General features: G+C 43.2%; 15 protein-coding genes. 6 read left to right on the plus strand and 9 right to left on the minus strand.

Annotated elements, in window-relative coordinates; genetic code table 11:
• Window positions 1-12: 12 nt before the first annotated feature.
• Entirely contained in the window at window positions 13-720 is a 708-nt protein-coding gene (locus NG22_RS10385; protein ID WP_053405663.1) for a tRNA1(Val) (adenine(37)-N6)-methyltransferase, read from the plus strand.
• A gap of 256 nt (window positions 721-976) precedes the next feature.
• Window positions 977-1,615 carry a TetR/AcrR family transcriptional regulator gene (locus tag NG22_RS10390; protein WP_082305052.1) on the plus strand — a complete coding sequence of 213 codons (639 nt, stop codon included), beginning with the start codon at window positions 977-979 and terminating at the stop codon, window positions 1,613-1,615.
• A gap of 53 nt (window positions 1,616-1,668) precedes the next feature.
• On the opposite strand, the gene NG22_RS10395 is transcribed toward NG22_RS10390, so the two are convergent.
• From NG22_RS10395 to hemF, 5 genes are all read right to left on the minus strand, one after another.
• The gene (locus NG22_RS10395; protein ID WP_082305053.1) at window positions 1,669-3,468 is read right to left on the minus strand and encodes a M61 family metallopeptidase; all 1,800 of its coding nucleotides are present in this window, start codon (window positions 3,466-3,468) and stop codon (window positions 1,669-1,671) included.
• A 538-nt stretch (window positions 3,469-4,006) separates the two neighbouring features.
• Complete coding sequence (locus NG22_RS10405; RefSeq protein ID WP_157600999.1) at window positions 4,007-4,543, minus strand: hypothetical protein; 537 nt, start codon at window positions 4,541-4,543, stop codon at window positions 4,007-4,009.
• A gap of 7 nt (window positions 4,544-4,550) precedes the next feature.
• A complete protein-coding gene (locus tag NG22_RS10410) occupies window positions 4,551-5,201 on the minus strand; it encodes a protein-L-isoaspartate(D-aspartate) O-methyltransferase (protein WP_053406925.1) in 651 nt (216 codons plus the stop codon).
• Window positions 5,185-5,772, minus strand: a complete 588-nt coding sequence (locus NG22_RS10415; protein ID WP_053405668.1) for a phosphatase PAP2 family protein — start codon at window positions 5,770-5,772, stop codon at window positions 5,185-5,187. Before NG22_RS10415 ends, NG22_RS10410 begins: the two co-directional genes overlap by 17 nt.
• A gap of 2 nt (window positions 5,773-5,774) precedes the next feature.
• Window positions 5,775-6,680, minus strand: a complete 906-nt coding sequence (hemF, locus tag NG22_RS10420) for an oxygen-dependent coproporphyrinogen oxidase (RefSeq protein ID WP_053405669.1) — start codon at window positions 6,678-6,680, stop codon at window positions 5,775-5,777.
• 107 nt (window positions 6,681-6,787) lie between these two features.
• Here hemF and NG22_RS10425 point away from each other — a divergent pair, with 107 nt between their 5' ends.
• Window positions 6,788-7,312, plus strand: coding sequence for a hypothetical protein (locus NG22_RS10425; protein ID WP_157601001.1), 525 nt, complete (start codon window positions 6,788-6,790; stop codon window positions 7,310-7,312).
• Here the strand turns inward: NG22_RS10425 and NG22_RS10430 are convergent.
• From NG22_RS10430 to NG22_RS10440, 3 genes are all read right to left on the minus strand, one after another.
• Window positions 7,309-7,509 (minus strand): DUF6728 family protein, encoded by a 201-nt coding sequence (locus NG22_RS10430; protein WP_053405671.1) that lies wholly within the window; start codon window positions 7,507-7,509, stop codon window positions 7,309-7,311. The genes NG22_RS10425 and NG22_RS10430 overlap by 4 nt on opposite strands.
• Before the next feature lie 106 nt (window positions 7,510-7,615).
• Window positions 7,616-9,592 (minus strand): (E)-4-hydroxy-3-methylbut-2-enyl-diphosphate synthase, encoded by a 1,977-nt coding sequence (gene ispG / locus NG22_RS10435; RefSeq protein WP_053406926.1) that lies wholly within the window; start codon window positions 9,590-9,592, stop codon window positions 7,616-7,618.
• 165 nt (window positions 9,593-9,757) lie between these two features.
• Window positions 9,758-10,468 carry an SDR family oxidoreductase gene (locus tag NG22_RS10440; protein WP_053405672.1) on the minus strand — a complete coding sequence of 237 codons (711 nt, stop codon included), beginning with the start codon at window positions 10,466-10,468 and terminating at the stop codon, window positions 9,758-9,760.
• Between the two features lie 157 nt (window positions 10,469-10,625).
• Here NG22_RS10440 and NG22_RS10445 point away from each other — a divergent pair, with 157 nt between their 5' ends.
• Genes NG22_RS10445 through NG22_RS10455 form a run of 3 tightly spaced genes read left to right on the plus strand, consistent with a single transcriptional unit; the run spans window position 10,626 to window position 12,719 of the window.
• Entirely contained in the window at window positions 10,626-11,354 is a 729-nt protein-coding gene (locus NG22_RS10445; RefSeq protein WP_053406927.1) for an ABC transporter permease, read from the plus strand.
• A gap of 10 nt (window positions 11,355-11,364) precedes the next feature.
• Window positions 11,365-12,120, plus strand: a complete 756-nt coding sequence (locus tag NG22_RS10450; protein WP_053405673.1) for an ABC transporter ATP-binding protein — start codon at window positions 11,365-11,367, stop codon at window positions 12,118-12,120.
• A gap of 2 nt (window positions 12,121-12,122) precedes the next feature.
• Window positions 12,123-12,719, plus strand: a complete 597-nt coding sequence (locus tag NG22_RS10455) for an HAD family phosphatase (protein ID WP_053405674.1) — start codon at window positions 12,123-12,125, stop codon at window positions 12,717-12,719.
• A 52-nt stretch (window positions 12,720-12,771) separates the two neighbouring features.
• Here the strand turns inward: NG22_RS10455 and NG22_RS10460 are convergent, their stop codons facing one another.
• Entirely contained in the window at window positions 12,772-16,485 is a 3,714-nt protein-coding gene (locus NG22_RS10460; protein WP_157601003.1) for a HAMP domain-containing sensor histidine kinase, read from the minus strand.
• Window positions 16,486-16,664: the final 179 nt, after the last annotated feature.

Below are 16,664 nucleotides of genomic sequence, written 5' to 3' on the forward strand. Positions count from 1 at the left end.
ACCGCTAACTTCATGGCATTTCATTTCAAACAATTTTCAATTGAGCAGGAACGCTGTGGCATGAAAGTCACCACGGACGCCTGTATTCTGGGAGCATTTGCTTTCGCCGATCGCCCCCTGAAGATATTGGACATCGGTGCAGGAACAGGCGTACTCAGTTTAATGCAGGCGCAAAAATACCCAAAGGCAAAAATCACGGCAGTTGAAGTAGATGAAAATGCCTTTTCGCAAGCTAAAGAAAACTTCCAGAATTCGCCTTTCAGTGATCGACTCACCATCACCAGAGACACCATCCAGCACTTTGCGGAAACTTCGGATACAAAATTCGACCTTATCATCGTAAATCCGCCCTTTTTTCCGGATCACCTGAAAAGTGCTGACGAAGCCAGAAGGAAGGCTTTCCATAATGATTTATTACCCTTTCATGAACTGGCGCAGGCCATCAGCAGGCTGCTCTCCCCTGACGGACTTTGCCACATCCTTCTACCCGCACTACAATGTGACTGGATTGAGCTGGATATGATCGTAGAAAAACTCTATATCCAAAAAAGCTTGGTCATCTACCCCAAACCTTATGCGACAAACCCAAGGCAAATCAATACTTTTGGAAAAAAGGCGGCGAACAATTACAAAAAAGACCGACTATATATAAAAAACGAAATGGATAATTACAGTGAGGAAATGACCAGCTTACTCCATCCCTATTATAGAAATATTTAAACAAAATATACCTGACTTTAAGAAACCAAAAACCAGAAATGAATTTAAGTTTCCAAAAAAGTCGTTAGAATTCTATTTTTTTGTATATTAAGCAGTCATAAAACTCAATTGAATTAGAATTCGCAAGGACTCATCCAGGAAACGATATCTGTAGGGTTTCTAACAAAGGAAGTACAGTTTTAGTACTTTACCAAGAAACCACCGTAGACCAACCCTAATCACAGGATGACGCTCCTTTGCATATTAGAACTATCATATGTTAATGGATAAGCAGGCGGCCAATAAGAAAAAAATTCAGGATACGGCTAAGCATTTATTTTTAACCCAAGGCTACACCAAGGTCACCATGGATGACATTGCGCTGAACCTGGGAATGAGTAAAAAAACGCTTTACAAGCACTTTAAAGGTAAATATGAATTGCTTGCAGTAATCATTGAGGATTTTAAATCTCGAATGGGAGATGGCGTCAACAAAATCCTTAATAATGCAGATTTGGAATATCCGGTAAAGCTGAAGCAAATGTTGAAATTCATTGCTGTAGAGCTAAGTGATATCAGCCCAATACTGATTGAAGACCTTCAGCGAAATGTTCCGGATTTATGGGAAGAAATCAACAATTATAAAAAAGAAGCTGCTTTTAATCGCTTTAGTCGATTAATTGATGAGGGAGTTAAGAATGGACATGTAAGCCCAAACATCAATCAGCCCCTGGTTGTAGCACTTTACGCCTCCGGCATTAGTAATTTAATTAATGCGGACTTCTACAGCAGTATGCCGGAAGAAATGGTTCAACTAATTCCTTCCTCGCCGTCGGAAATCTTTGACCATATGATCAACATTATTTACGAAGGCATCCTTACTGAAGAGACCAAAAAATCATTTCATATCGTTTAGAAACACCCTAGCGAACACATAAAAAAGGCCTGGACAACTCCAGGCCTTTTTCATTATTTAGACAACCATTTAGTCTTATTTTTCTGATGACTCTTACTCATCCCTTCCTTAGCCGTTAAAGAAAAAGCATGTGAGTTTTTGGCCCTGGGCGTCACCTGAATATTTTTTATCAAACCATCACGAGCAATTAAAATATCTGCTGGCTCCCCTACTTGAAGTCGACCTTCCGCTTTGGCAAAATCTCGATAATTCACCCGAACGCCATCAATAGCCAAAATCTCATCATGAACATTCAAACCATCGATCCAGGCGGCCTGATCTCTCAAAACAACACGCACCTTCGCCTTTCCTGCTTCCTCCTTCATAATAAGGCCTAATGAAGGCTGATTATTTTCTTTTGCTACAGCATCGCTTAAGCTCAAGCCCATGGCTTCAAAGTATGGGGCATAATCAATGTTGGTGGTACCATGGATGATTTCAACAAAAAACTGATCTAAGTTAGTCTTGGCATATTTCTCCAATACTTTCTGGACATCCGCCTCCGTATAACCTTTTCCATCTTTCTGATACGCCTTCCAAAGGGCTTTCATGGCGTCATCCAAATGGTATTTGCCTTTGGAGCCCGCCACTATCTTCATATCTAATAAAGCCGCCACCAATACTCCTTTGGAATAATAAGAAATCTGAGCGTTATAAGAATTCTCATTGGTTCTATACCCCTTTATCCAGGCATCAAAAGAAGCATCCGCTACGGGTTGAATTTTAGACCCGGGCTGATTTTCCACCCGAGACATCATGGACGTCAAAGATTTCAAATACTCTTTTTCAGAATAAATGCCGGCACGCAACAGCAACAACTCATCATAATAAGAAGTGAAGCCCTCTGCCACCCACAACAAAGAAGTGTAATTCTCCTGCTGATAATCAAACGGACCAAGTGCCTCCGGACGAATACGCTTCACATTCCAAAGGTGAAAATACTCATGTGCCACCAGAGAAAGGAATCTTTTATAACCTCGTTCATTGCCATATTGCCAACGTTCTGCCTGCAAAGTGGTGGATTTTTTATGCTCCAGACCTCCACCCGGATTTTCAATATTATGGACAATAAACAAATACTCCTCATTCGGATTATCTCCAAAAACCGCAGTGGCTGCTTCCACCACTTTTTTCATATCTTCTTTCAGCCGTGGAATATCATAATTGGACTGCCCAAACATAGCTACTCGGTGAGGAACACCTGCTGCCACAAACTCAAACTCCACCTGATTTCCAATTTCAATCGGGCTATCCGCCAACTCATCGTAGTCTTCGGCAACATACTCAAAAACCTGCCCTTGTTGCTTTAAGGCAGTAGACACCTTCGACCATCCCTTTGCTGGCTCAATTTTCAGGCTTATCGGCAGATCCTTTTCTCCCTCCACATACATAAAAATGGAAGTTCCATTGATATAACCATGATCCGCATCCAGGAAAGATGTTCTCACTGACAGCTCATAGGCATAAACTAAATAGGAAAAAACCAATTCCTTAACGCCTTTGGTCTCAATTTGCCAGGAGGATTTATCTCGTTTGGAAAAAGAAAGCGCCTTTTGATTACCGTCAAAAGCCTGTTCTCCCTCCACATGACCCGCAAATTCACGCACCAGATAACTACCGGGAGCCCAAACCGGCAATTGCAATACCGTTTGGTCCTGATCTATTCCGGTCACTTTTACCTCAACTTCAAAATAGTGTGTTTGAGGCTGGGACATTTTCAATTCATAAGTAATAGAAGAAGCCGCCATGGAGAACAAGGGCGTCAACATACATATCCCCAGCAAAAAAAGGGATGATTTTACAGATTTAAGCATTTAATAGGTATTTGATCTCCGGAAAAGCCAGCTCTTCTCAGAATTGATACTCCACCGGGACTTAGAGGTTAAAAATTAATCTAAAGTCAAAAATGAAGAATTAGATAAGAATTTTCAAGAAAAAAGTGACTGGTGGCGAAAACGATTGAATTTCGTCAAAAATAAAGCACTAATGGCAAAGGGAAAGCGATTGAGCGTCGCCGGCCGTGGGAAAAAGCGACCTGTTAAAGTCGAATATGCACTGAGAGGATCAGAAACCCACCAAGTGACTTACTATAAACTTCTTACAGAAGATTTTCGGATATATTTTAATTACTCCCAATTAGGGTTGGCCCGCTTTCTCCGCCTTCATCTGCTGCTGAAAAAAACTAGCAACAGGAAAGTTCTTTCATTTTTCACACCCCCGGCTATACGAGAATTTAAGCACGCATTATTTTAAACTCCTTTGTCGAGACAGCCAACAATGACGAAATAGTTAGCATAGGCAAAGCCCGATTACGACCCTGACCGAGGGAAAGAAGGCTCGCCAAAAAAGAAATTATTCTACAGGTAACCCTTTGATCATATTCCAAAGCGCCATTTTAGCCTCCCGATCCTGGTGCATCAGGCTCAAAGAATTGGTAGGACAGACGGTCAGCATTTTTCCTTTACGGGCTACATTCCATTGCAGACCTCTTAATTCCGGCACGTCTGCCTCTGTCAGGCCGAAAGTCAGGATGAATTTAGCCGGAATCTCTGCTCGCACCATCGCCAGATTAATCGCTTGCAACTGAGCAATATTCAGGATGGCCACCTCATTAATTGCGATATTCTTGGCGGAAAGAATGTTTGCCAAAAGCGTTTTATCTGCCTCCGGAAACTGATAATCGGGATAATTGACCATTACCAAAACAGGCGCATCGGTTTTGCCTTCTACAGGAAGACTTGGGCCAGGCAGCTCCTGAATCTCCTCTTCCTCCAACTCCAGCAGATTATTTGCCAGGGTTTCAATGGCCTCCTGATCATGTTCTTCCTCCAAAACATAAATCACCTCCTGCTTCATGAAATCAAGATCCATTAAATTTTGCTCTTCCATATTTTGCTTATTCTGACCAACCATGCTTGCCCTTTAGCGGGACGAAGCTAAAATTACTAAAAACTTCTTTCTCGACTTTAGAGGCGGAAACGCGCGTATAACGATGCATTTCCTGAGATTTGGAATTACCTACAGGAATCACCAATCGCCCCCCAATTTCCAATTGCTCCAACAATAATTGTGGTACTGCCGGCGCACCAGCCGTCACGATAATCCCTTTATAAGGCGCCTCTGCGGCCAAACCTTTCGACCCATCTCCCCAAAACAATTTCGGGCGATAGCCCATCTGCCCCAGCAAGTCCGCAGCGGATAAGTGCAAGGCCTTTACGTATTCGATGGAATAAATGTCTACCCCTAATGCGCACAATACCGCTGCCTGATAGCCTGAACCTGTACCAATCTCCAAAACCTTATCTCCGGGCTTGGTATGCAACAATTGCGTCATGAAAGCCACCGTATAAGGCTGGGAAATAGTCTGCCCGGAGCCAATAGGAAAGGCCTTATCCTCATAGGCATGACTTAAAAATGCATTTTCGAAAAAATAATGACGCGGGATCCTGCCCATTACCTCGAGCACCTTTTCGTCCTTTATCCCTTTTTGCTTTAAAGTAGCAATCAACTGGCGGCGCATGCCCTGATGTTTATAGCTGTCCTCCATCATACTGTAATTTTCCAAATTTTTTACTTAAAAGCACTCCTATTTCAAAGGAAATCCAAGCGGCGAACAATCCCACCAATGCCCCTCCGATAATATCTAGGGGATAATGCACCCCCACGTAAATTCTGGAGTAGGCTACCAGCGCCGCCCAAAGAAACATCCACTTGGTGCATGGATATAATTTGCCCAGCATTTTCCAAACGATCAGGGCTATGGCGAAGGAATTCGAGGAATGTGAAGAAACAAAGCCATAAGTACCTCCCCGCCCTCCAACGATATGCACCAACCCCTCCAGAAGTGGTTCGTGACTAGGCCGCAGGCGCGCCACCCAGGGCTTTAATAAACCACTGGCAATTTGATCCGCCAAAAGAATGGTTAATCCAATGACAATGACCCATATCCAGCTGTCTTGTCGGTATTTTTTGAACACTAAAAACACCAATAATAAATATAAGGGAATCCAGGTGAATCGGTTCGTAATAATGGCCATTAGCGGATCCATAAAATCCGCATGCCACCCATTGAACCATAAAAATACTTCCCGGTCAAAGGCAAAAATCTGCTCTACCATGTTTATCGCTTGTACTGCAACCAGTTTATTTCTTTTTTCAGTTGCTTCAGTGTATCGGCTTCTTTACTGCCTTCCTCCGGCTGAAAATCATACACCCAATCGGCCTGTGGGGGTAAACTCATCAGAATGCTCTCCGTCCTGCCATTGGTTTCCAGCCCAAATTTCGTCCCCCGATCCCAGACCAGGTTAAATTCCACATACCGACCACGGCGCAATCGCTGCCACTGAAGCTCCTGCTCCCCAAAAGGAGTATCCTTTCGGCGATCCAGCAAATTTAGATAAATCGGAGAAAAAAGCTGCCCCACACCCAAAACAAAATCAAACAATTGTGATTTATCCATATCTTCTGTAGCCACCAGCCGATCAAAGAATATCCCACCTACTCCTCTGGTTTCATTTCGGTGAGGAATAAAAAAATAATCATCCGCCCACTTTTTAAAATCCGGATAATAGCGAGTGGCAAATTGATCGCAGTGTAATTTTAACTGATGATGAAACCAGGCCGCGTCCTCAGGAAGAATATAATGAGGCGTCAGATCTATGCCACCTCCAAACCAATAGGTGCCATCAGCCAATTCGAAATAACGGATATTCATATGGATTATCGGCACCCAGGGGTTTTGCGGATGAAGCACAATGGAAACACCTGTTGCCATAAATGATTGAGGAGCTACTCCTAAATTTTTGGCCGCTCCTGCTGATAACGCCCCTTCGACTGCAGAGAAATTTACCCCGCCTTTTGCGATATGCTTGCCATTGGTCAACACCTTGCTAAGCCCTCCTCCTCCCTCTGGCCTTTCCCACTCATCGGAAGTAAATTTGGCCAAACCATCTGCAGCCTCCAGGGCCAGTACGATATCAGATTGTAAGCCTAAAAAAGCGGTTTTTATTACAGAGGAAGCGCTCATAAAAGTGAATGTTTTGTGGTTTTCATCAATTTAATCGAAAAACTATCATCGCCCTAACTTTTAAATCTGAGGGAGATTATGCTAATAACCAATATCCTATTTTAGCCATGAAAATGCTTGCAAGCATCTCCGATAAACAATTGGAAAAACTGTTGGCAGAACTGTTTTTCAGCCTGAAAATCGAGCAACCGAAACGTTATCGGGAAGAAATCTCCGTTTTTGAAGCCGGTTTTAGGCAATGGCAAAATTTACCTGACGACCGTTACTATACCTCCAAAAAAAGAAATACCGAACTGATCAAAAGCAACCTGGAGGCAAAAATACACGAGAGGCTAAAAGAATTTACCCTAAGGCATAATCTTTCTTATACTTTGCCCTCACCCCTACCAAAAGGCTACCCCTTGGTACAACTTTTAGCAAGCTTAAAGTCAAAAATAAAGGCCAAACAAAGCAATCACCAAATTCCCGAAGATTTACAATCGCTTATGGAACAACTTTATGATTTATTGGTAGCCATGGAGCTTTCCAAGCAGATTCGGGAAGAAACACAAGCCATGCGGGAGAATTTCAAGCTTCAGTTACTGGCTTTCTTTGAAAAAGAGCACCGCCACTTGAAAAAGCGGGCGGGTTAGTAGGAAAGTTGGCGAACAATTAAATAAATCACGCCCAGTAAAAACATGATGATGGATATCTTATTCACACCATGCATCATTTTTAAACTGAAGGATTTAGGACGATCCGGATCAGGCTTTCTAAAAAAATAGCCTAGCACTTCGGAGAACTCGAAATAAGCTTTCCAGCCTTTGCGTTTGGGTTGGTCATCAGTCATAGGAGGTATAGTTTTTCAGGTTTTGTTTGTTCATCATTTGACAGGAATATTTCCTGGTCAAAAAAAGAAAAAGCAGGGCATCCCAAAGATCCCCTGCTTTTTATCATTACGATTCCGCTTCGAACCAGTTATCGTCTTCCTTAATAATAGAGATCAATTCATCTACTGCATGCTCCGAGGGCACATTGCGTTTGACCACTTCCTGTCCACGGTACAGGGTGATTTTCCCAACACCTGAACCGACATAACCGTAATCCGCATCGGCCATCTCTCCCGGGCCATTCACAATACAGCCCATGATGCCGATCTTCACCCCTTTCAGGTGATCTGTTCTTTTACGAATCATGGCCGTGGTTTCCTGCAGGTCAAAAAGCGTACGTCCACAAGAAGGACAGGAAATGTATTCCGTCTTCGTCATACGGGTACGGGCAGCCTGCAAAATTCCAAAAGCTAGTTGGTTGTAAGTCGTCAGGCGTTGTAATTTCGCCGCCTTGTCTTCCTGCTTGAAAAGCGGAGAAAGCATGACCCCATCTCCCAATCCATCAATTAATAATCCACCTACATCCGTAGAAGCATGCACCTGCAAGTCTTCCTCCTCCATTTCCGGATAGGCATGACGAATTACCACTGGCGCTTCAATGCCGTCCTGAATCAATTGGAAAATTAATCTTCTCTGCTCCACCATGGCGTGTGTATTGGAGGTCTCCAGGATCAAAACCATCGGCTGTTTTTTCACAATAGCGGCAATTTCCTGATTCCAGTCCTTTAGAGCAATTCTGAGAAAATTTAGTTCGGCATGAAATTTCACCTCTCCCTGAACTTCTTCAAGCGTAAAAACAGGGTATTGATGTTCCTGATCCTGCTGCTTTTCCCAACAAGCGTAATCCAGTAATTCCTTCAATCCATTCGGAAGCATAAAACCAATCGGATTGGAGCCGGAATATACATAATCAGCACCAAGGTCTCCCATTTTCCATTTATCCAGCTCTGGAAGGTAATGATGGCTAATGGCTTTAAGGTCTTTAAACACCATTTCCGCCTTTACTTCAGAAAAGTCGGCAATAACACGTGGCACCTGATGATCTCCGAAGGCGCCCACCTCCTTTGTCACTCTCCTTTGATAAACATAGGGATTCACAGGGCTTTCAGATATGGACGGAATCGCCTCGTGACCTTCCCGGTCATTATATCGATCGATCAGCTTTTGAGCAACCGGCGCTTCTGCCTCCGGAGCTTCCGTCAAAGAAACCCGAACAGTATCTCCCAAGCCATCTTCCAACAGCGTTCCGATCCCTACAGCGGATTTAATCCGACCATCTTCTCCATCACCGGCTTCGGTAACACCCAAATGCAATGGGTACGGACGAAGTCCCTCCTCATCCAAACGTTGCACCAATAATCGGTAAGCCTGCACCATGATTCGGGTATTGGAAGCTTTCATGGATAAAACCACATCGTGGTAATCCATCTCATCACAAATGCGCAGGAATTCCAAAGCAGACTCCACCATTCCCTGGGGCGTATCACCATAACGGCTCATAATTCGATCAGACAGCGAACCATGGTTCGTTCCAATCCGCATGGCGGTACCATGGGCTTTACAAATTTCCACCAGAGGGGCAAATCGCGATTTGATCCGTTCTAGCTCCGCCTGATATTCTTCCTCAGTATAATCAATCTGCTCAAATCGCTTTTTATCTGCATAATTCCCGGGATTGATCCGCACCTTTTCCACTATCTTTGCGGCAACTTCTGCGGCATTAGGCGTAAAATGAATGTCGGCCACTAAAGGCACATCGTAACCACGCTTCAACAATTCCTCCTTGATCACAGCCAGATTTTCCGCCTCTTTCTTGGAGGGGGCTGTAATTCGGACATATTCACAACCCGCATCCACCATGCGGATGGTTTCTTCAACGACTGCCTGTGTATCCATGGTATCCACGGTGGTCATGGACTGCACCCGAATAGGGTAATCCCCTCCCATGGGTTTGCTACCAATGTTCACTACGGAGGCTTTGCGGCGTTTGTATGCTGTCAGGCTATTACAATATTGGCCTTCCAGTATATTTTTTTCAGACATTAAATCCATATGCTTTGGGAATGGCTCCCGGAAATTATCTCTAATATTTTAATCGGCTTCATCGCCGTAATATTCAATCATCTGTGAAGGGAAATCCTCCACAAAAAACAAAAATACCATTTTCCCTTCATCTTCAGCAAGCCTGAAGGTTAATTCCTTATGAACTTATCCCAAATCTCCCAACTGTGGCCGGATAATCACTTCTTCTAATACGGTGCAAGGTGACAGTTGATAGGCAGACCATACGGTATCTGCCACATCCTGGGCCTTCATAAATCTTTCCTCAGGAATATCCACCCCGTCCCAGGAAGCGGTGAAAGTGGCGCCGGGCATCACGGCAGTCACCTTTACCTGATGCTCCTTCATTTCTTCGCGCAACACCTTGGTCAAGCCCAATTGGGCAAATTTGGAGATAGCATAAGAACCTCCATTGGTATAGGCGGTAATACTGGCCGTCGAACAAATATTAAAGATATGCCCCTTTTTTCTTAGCTTCATTTCCGGAGCTATGGCCCGACATAAATGATAGGTGGAATACAAATTTGTCTCAATCATTTCTTCCAACACCCCTTCTTCCTCTTCATGAATAAAGCCCGGAATAAACCGACCGGTGTTGTTGACCAAAACCGCCACCCCCTGTGGCAGGCTGTTGATCAAATCCCCAAATTCCTTTACCTCTTCCTTTTTAGACATGTCTACCGGCGCCACATAAATTTTGATCTCCGGAAATTGACTCGTCAAATCAGCTCTCAGAGCCACTAAATCCTCCTGATTTCTACTGCAGGTGGCGATATCAAATCCTTCAGCGGCGAATTTTTCTACAATGGCTTTTCCAATTCCTTTGGTTCCGCCGGTAACTACTGCTAATGGGTTCATAATTTTTATTGTTTAAAGGAAATTCTTAGTTCGATCTTCACGTATAATCGTAAAGGTCTTGGAAAAATTAAAAGTATGCTTAAAAATTTGTCTTAAATTCATTCAATTATCAAAATTGATGCATCTTTGCACCCATACCACTGTATAATATTTCATGATTTCCAATATAGGTAAGTATTGTTTATTCATTAAATCCCTTTTTGTAAACAGGGAACGCTTCCGCATTTACGTAAAATTAATTTTTGAGGAGGCCGTCGAAATTGGTTATAACTCCATCGTGATCGTGGCATTGATTTCCACCTTCATTGGGGCTGTTACCGCCATCCAAACTGCTTACAATATGACCAATCCACTTATTCCTAATACGGTGATTGGCTTTATTGTGAGAGAGATGACCTTTCTTGAATTAGCCCCTACCATTACCGCCCTGGTTTTTGCCGGAAAGGTAGGATCCAGCATTGCAGGCCAGATTGGTACCATGCGGATCACGGAGCAAATTTCCGCATTAGAGGTGATGGGTATTAATTCTTCCAGTTATCTGGTCTTGCCGAAAATCATTGGCACCATGATCACCTATCCATTATTGGTCATTTTATCGATCACCCTTGGCCTTACCGGTGGATATCTGTCCACCACCATAACCGGAGCATTAACTCCGAATGAATACATTGAAGGATTAAGAATGGAATTTATCCCCTACAATGTCTTCTTTGCCCTGATCAAATCTATCGTATTTGCTTTTATCATTTCCAGTGTCTCGGCTTATGAAGGTTTTTATACCACGGGCGGTGCGCTGGAAGTAGGAAAGTCTTCTACAAAAGCCGTTACTAATAGCTGTCTGATCATCCTGATTGCAGACTTTTTCCTTGCCGAATTATTATTATAAGTTACCCAGCATGATTGAAGTTAAAAATCTACACAAATCCTTTATGGGAAAAACAGTCCTGAACAATATCAGTGGGGTATTCCAACAGGGCAGTGTAAATATGATCATTGGCGCTTCGGGTACAGGAAAAAGTGTACTTATGAAATCCATTGTCGGGCTTTATGAGCCGGATTCCGGAGAGGTGCTTTATAACGGAAGAGATTTCTACCGATGTGATCGTACCGTAAAAAAATCTATTCGTCAGGAAATTGGCATGTTGTTTCAGGGCTCCGCACTTTTTGATTCCAAGACGGTAGAGCAAAATGTTAAGTTTCCCCTTGACATGCTCAGCGATTATAACGAAAGTGAAAAACGCGACCGGGTGAATGACATCCTTAAGCGGGTGGGCCTGGAGAATGCTAATAAGAAAATGCCGTCTGAACTATCAGGTGGAATGCAAAAACGGGTGGGGATTGCTCGTGCCATCATCAATAATTCCCGCTATCTTTTCTGTGATGAGCCAAATTCAGGACTTGATCCGCAGACTTCCATTTTGATCGACAATTTGATCAAAGAAATTACAGTAGAGTTCAACACCACCACCATTGTGGTGAGTCATGATATGAACTCGGTAATGGAAATTGGAGATCATATTATGTTCCTGTACAAAGGAGACAAAGTTTGGGAAGGCACAAATACCGAAATCATGGATGCGGAGCCGGAATCCCTTCAGCATTTTATTTTGGCGAACAAATTGCTACGATCACTAAAGGAAACACGGAATTAAACATGAACAAAGAAATCAAAATCCCGGCCCATATTGAAGGCCTGATTTTCGATGTGGATGGCACATTGGCAGATACTATGCCTACTCATTATTTAGCCTGGGCTAAAATTGCGGAACAGAACGGTTTCGAATTTCCGGAAGCCTTATTTTACGAATGGGCAGGGAAGCCAACCACAGAAGTCACCGCGCTATTGAATGAGCGCTTTGGCTTGTCCATGGACATTGAAACTACTTCAGCGGCAAAAGAAGAAGCTTACCTGGAACTCGCCGATCAGGTGGCGGCCATTCCCCTTACAGTAGACATCGCCAAAGCTTACCATGGCAAACTACCGATGTCAGCAGGAACTGGTAACATTAAACATCTGACCGCACATTCGCTGAAAGCCATTGGTCTGGAAGATATCATAACCACCATCGTAACTATGGAGGACGTAAATCAACCCAAACCGGACCCGGAGACCTTTGCCAAATGCGCTGACCTAATGGGCGTTCCTTATGAAAAGTGCCTGGTATTTGAAGATGGTGAACACGGGATAACCGCAGCTAAAGCCCTTGGAATGGAAGTCATAGACGTAAGAGAATACCTGGAAACAGTCTGATCTCTTCAAACAGAAGATTTACTAGGTGTTCCCCTTTTGGAGAGCACCTTTTTTATTTTACCCGCATCAGGCTTACGTAAAAAGTGGTTCCCTTTCCTACTTCTGAATCGAACCATATCTTGCCCCCAGCGTGTTCAATCCCTCTTTTTGCGACTGCCAGCCCAATCCCGGAACCTGAAAATTTGGTACTGAAATTAGGGAGAAAAACCTTGGATTGAATATCCTCCGCTATCCCGATTCCATTATCCTTTATACTGACCTTAATTTGGTCTTCCTCTTCCTCCAGACCAATCTCTATCCGGGGCTCCACATCCGAAGAAACCGCCTGAAAGCCATTTATAATCAAATTAGATAAGGTACGATTAATCAGTTGATGATCTCCCTCCACCCAAATCGAACCATTCACTTCAGGGAAAATCAATACGCCCCTTTCCGGCTCACGATAAAGTTCAATCACCTTATTCAGTTCATCCGTAAAGTCAAAAGGCTCCTTTATCGGCATTGGCATCTTTGCAAACTCAGAAAAAGAAGTGGCAATTTCCGATAGCAAATCCACCTGCCCCAACAGCATATCAATCGTTTCGGAATTGCGTTGCATTTCCTCGGAATCACTATTGTTCATGACCATTTGCATGTACTGAAGTCGCAGCTTCATCGGCGTTAGGGGATTTTTAATCTCATGTGCCACCTGCTGCGCCATTTCCCGCCAGGCAGACTGTTTCTCAGCCTGCGCCATCTTAATTTTACTCTCCTCCAGCTTCTTCAGCATGCGGTTATATTCCTTTACCAAGGATCCAATTTCATCATCAGAACGCCACTTCAAGGGTTGATCCAAAGAAGATAGATTCGTGGAACGAATGCGCTGTGCCAATATCACCAAAGGATAAGTCAGCCAGCGGGAAGCGAAAAAGGCGATGGCCAGAAAAATAATAAAGATAAAGGTGAACAGATTAATAATATTATTAACCCCTTCATTGAGCAAGGGATCGGTAGTCGGGTTCACCGGAAAGAAGGGCACCCCTATTATTCCGATCAGCCGCCCACTGTTTTGTGATCTAAGGGACACATAAACCTGCTTATATTCATAATCACCAGCGTACTCATCAAGTACCACTTTCTGGTCCCCTTCATAAGAGAGCGCCCTTAATGCTTTTGGATTAATTCGGTTAGAAAGCAACTGACGCTGGAAAACCATCGGCTGATTCGAGGCGATCAGCTTTCCGTTCACATCATATAAAGCAATGTCGAGCGAGGAGATATTAGCTATCTTATCCACCTCATACACCACATCCGCCTTATCCAGCAGCCTGTCCTCATATGCCACCATTACCTCATTCATATTATTCACAATCCCCTCAGACTTTGTCGTATAAGAACTGATCACCGCCCGCCGAGAAGTGTTAATCATCATACTCAGTGTCGTCACCGAAAGCGCCAGCAATGGCACCAGGAAGGCTGAATTAAGGTAAATCTGAATCTTAGCCACAAAGTTCAGCTTTACATTTCGGGACAGGAGGTAAAATCCATAACTCACCACCACCATGGAGGCCAGCAGAATCATAATCAGAAAAATGTAGGCAAAATCAGTATACAAGTCATATAACCCATATACTTTATGGGAAACAATACGCACCCGGTTTTCCTTTTCCCGAATCCCAAAATGCCGGAAGCCATTTACCAAAAGCCCGTTTTTATAAAGCTGATGATTTCTCAATAGCTTCAAATCAAAAAACTTAGAGTAGTTAAATTCCCCTGATTGATATTGTAACTGATCGTAATAGTAGTCTGCAAAACTGAATAATGCCGGATTGTAATTTGTGCCCTGCTTTTTTTCATGCATCAGCAATAATGGGAAAACGCTGTTCTCATTCAGGTCCTGCTGCGTTAGCTCCACGATCACATGCCCCATCAGTTTATCCCCCTTATTCAAACTCACCACGGTAGCATAGGTCAGGTTAGATCCAAAAGACCCATCTTTTAAACGGAATACCGCGGGGTAATCCGTCTCAAAGTTTTTTTGATTATATATTGCCCGGGTTTTGGCAAAATTTTCCTTGCGATTACTGTTGATGACCTTCCCCTGTTGATCATAGAAATAGAAAACAGCATTGTACTTATCAAAATACTCCGACAAAAAGCGTTTCTGAAAAAACTGATCATCATACTTACGAAGGCGCTTTTTATTCTGAATTAATCGCCCCAAAAAAGCATCCATGGCCATTTCCTGACCGGCTCGCTGGAGCAAATACTCTCCTATGATGTCATTCTCCACATTCAGATTGTTAATAAAGCGCTCCCTTCCGGACTCGGTATTGTAGGTCTGATATTTCTGGATAGAGATCGTCCCCAACAGGGAAACCACGATGGTTCCCTGAAACAGAAAGAGCACAGTGGTGTATTTTATCTTTCCGGTTCCCTTGGACAAACCCAACCGTAATACAGAGGAGGCCATGACGATTTCCGTAAAGACAACGGCCAGACCGGTACCACTCATCATGTCATTATTGACCAAAGTAATCAACAATCCTATGAACCAAATGCCTAAATAGGGTATACTATTCCGCTCCGGAAATAGCTTTCGAAAAAGTTTGAGAATAACTGACTGGGCTAGCATGAAGGTGAAAGCCGAGAGGGCCACGCACAAATAGCTAAACACCATAAAATTATCCCACAGCAGGCTCACCCCAATCGCAAAACTAGATTGTGAGTGGTAATTGATGGATTCAAAAATATTGAAGACAAAAAAAGCAGACTCAAATGCAATGGCTGTAAGCAAAATCCCAATAGGAAAACGCTTACTATCCGGCTGTCGGAATAGCACCCGAACCAATTTGGAGCGATGGAAAAACAAGAAAATGTAAACCACCAATATACTCAGAAAGGTCAGGTTAAGGATCAAATCCCCCAAGGAGGGATTTAGCGTAGACGAGGCAAACACCTTAGGATTAAAAATCTTCATGGTGTCCATTCCAAAAAAATTCCGCGACCACAAAAGCGGTAATCGCCCGATGATCAGGCTGACAATTAAAAATACCAGTCCGCGGTCAAAATTTGACCGCCGGGCCATATGCACCGCGTTGATCCAACAAAACAAAATATACAGGAAAGCGGAGGCAAAGATGATCACCCAAATGGCCACATAAACCCCTCCCATTTCTCGTTTATAACCCTTTTCAAAATTAACGCTGAACAGGAATTTTTTATTCGGCGCAAAGATGCGATAATTAGAAAACTGAAAGCTTTCAGATAGATCCACCCGTTTATTGGTAAACACTTTCGCATTGAACGTTCTCCCTTTATAGGTGACGTGCGTTTTTTCCATCACCTTTAACGGTACCACCCCCACTATTTCATAGATCAACGACCCTTTTTCTATCGTCTTCCGGCTCAGGACCGATTCTCGTCTGGCTACCTCACGAAAAAAAAATTGGTAGTTACCGGCCACCTCAGGATAAGAAGGCACAAATGTTTGATCTGACCAGTAAATCAATTTACCATTCAGATAAATGACCACCGGATACTCCGGACTAAAATCTCCTACTTGTTCAGGATTGAAATAACCATCGGATTGTATTCGCTGCCGAAGATAAAGTAGGTCTTTATCTACCTGACTCAGCTGCCCTTCCAATTTCTTTTGGATCTGATTAGTATAGGCACGAGGATACTGAAACTGAGCAACAAAGCCTTTTTCAAGGAAAAATGCAATGATCACCCCAACAAGGGCCAGCAATAACCACCGGAGTCTGTAAAATTTAATTCGTTGCAAAAACCTCTAATTCTAATCCAAAAATATCCCCAAAATCGGGTATTAGCATGTAAAAATCAATCAAAAGAAATACCAAATTATTCCATAACCTAAGAAAATAACCCAATATTCCTATTTGATGACCGAAACCGAAATACCACCTGATAAGAAAAAAGGCTTTCCTTATTAGAAAGCCCTAT

The organism is Persicobacter sp. CCB-QB2 (assembly GCF_001274635.1).
Taxonomy (GTDB): Bacteria; Bacteroidota; Bacteroidia; order Cytophagales; family Cyclobacteriaceae; genus Persicobacter; species Persicobacter diffluens.

Bases quoted from the DNA above. Each gene is read 5' to 3' on its own strand.
- hemF (WP_053405669.1), bottom strand. From the start codon at position 6,680: ATGAGCGCTTCCTCTGTAATAAAAACCGCTTTTTTAGGCTTACAATCT.
- NG22_RS10455 (WP_053405674.1), top strand. From the start codon at position 12,123: ATGAACAAAGAAATCAAAATCCCGGCCCATATTGAAGGCCTGATTTTC.
- NG22_RS10430 (WP_053405671.1), bottom strand. From the start codon at position 7,509: ATGACTGATGACCAACCCAAACGCAAAGGCTGGAAAGCTTATTTCGAG.
- NG22_RS10405 (WP_157600999.1), bottom strand. From the start codon at position 4,543: ATGGAAGAGCAAAATTTAATGGATCTTGATTTCATGAAGCAGGAGGTG.
- NG22_RS10425 (WP_157601001.1), top strand. From the start codon at position 6,788: ATGAAAATGCTTGCAAGCATCTCCGATAAACAATTGGAAAAACTGTTG.
- NG22_RS10390 (WP_082305052.1), top strand. From the start codon at position 977: ATGTTAATGGATAAGCAGGCGGCCAATAAGAAAAAAATTCAGGATACG.
- ispG (WP_053406926.1), bottom strand. From the start codon at position 9,592: ATGTCTGAAAAAAATATACTGGAAGGCCAATATTGTAATAGCCTGACA.
- NG22_RS10415 (WP_053405668.1), bottom strand. From the start codon at position 5,772: ATGGTAGAGCAGATTTTTGCCTTTGACCGGGAAGTATTTTTATGGTTC.
- NG22_RS10385 (WP_053405663.1), top strand. From the start codon at position 13: ATGGCATTTCATTTCAAACAATTTTCAATTGAGCAGGAACGCTGTGGC.
- NG22_RS10440 (WP_053405672.1), bottom strand. From the start codon at position 10,468: ATGAACCCATTAGCAGTAGTTACCGGCGGAACCAAAGGAATTGGAAAA.
- NG22_RS10395 (WP_082305053.1), bottom strand. From the start codon at position 3,468: ATGCTTAAATCTGTAAAATCATCCCTTTTTTTGCTGGGGATATGTATG.
- NG22_RS10450 (WP_053405673.1), top strand. From the start codon at position 11,365: ATGATTGAAGTTAAAAATCTACACAAATCCTTTATGGGAAAAACAGTC.
- NG22_RS10410 (WP_053406925.1), bottom strand. From the start codon at position 5,201: ATGGAGGACAGCTATAAACATCAGGGCATGCGCCGCCAGTTGATTGCT.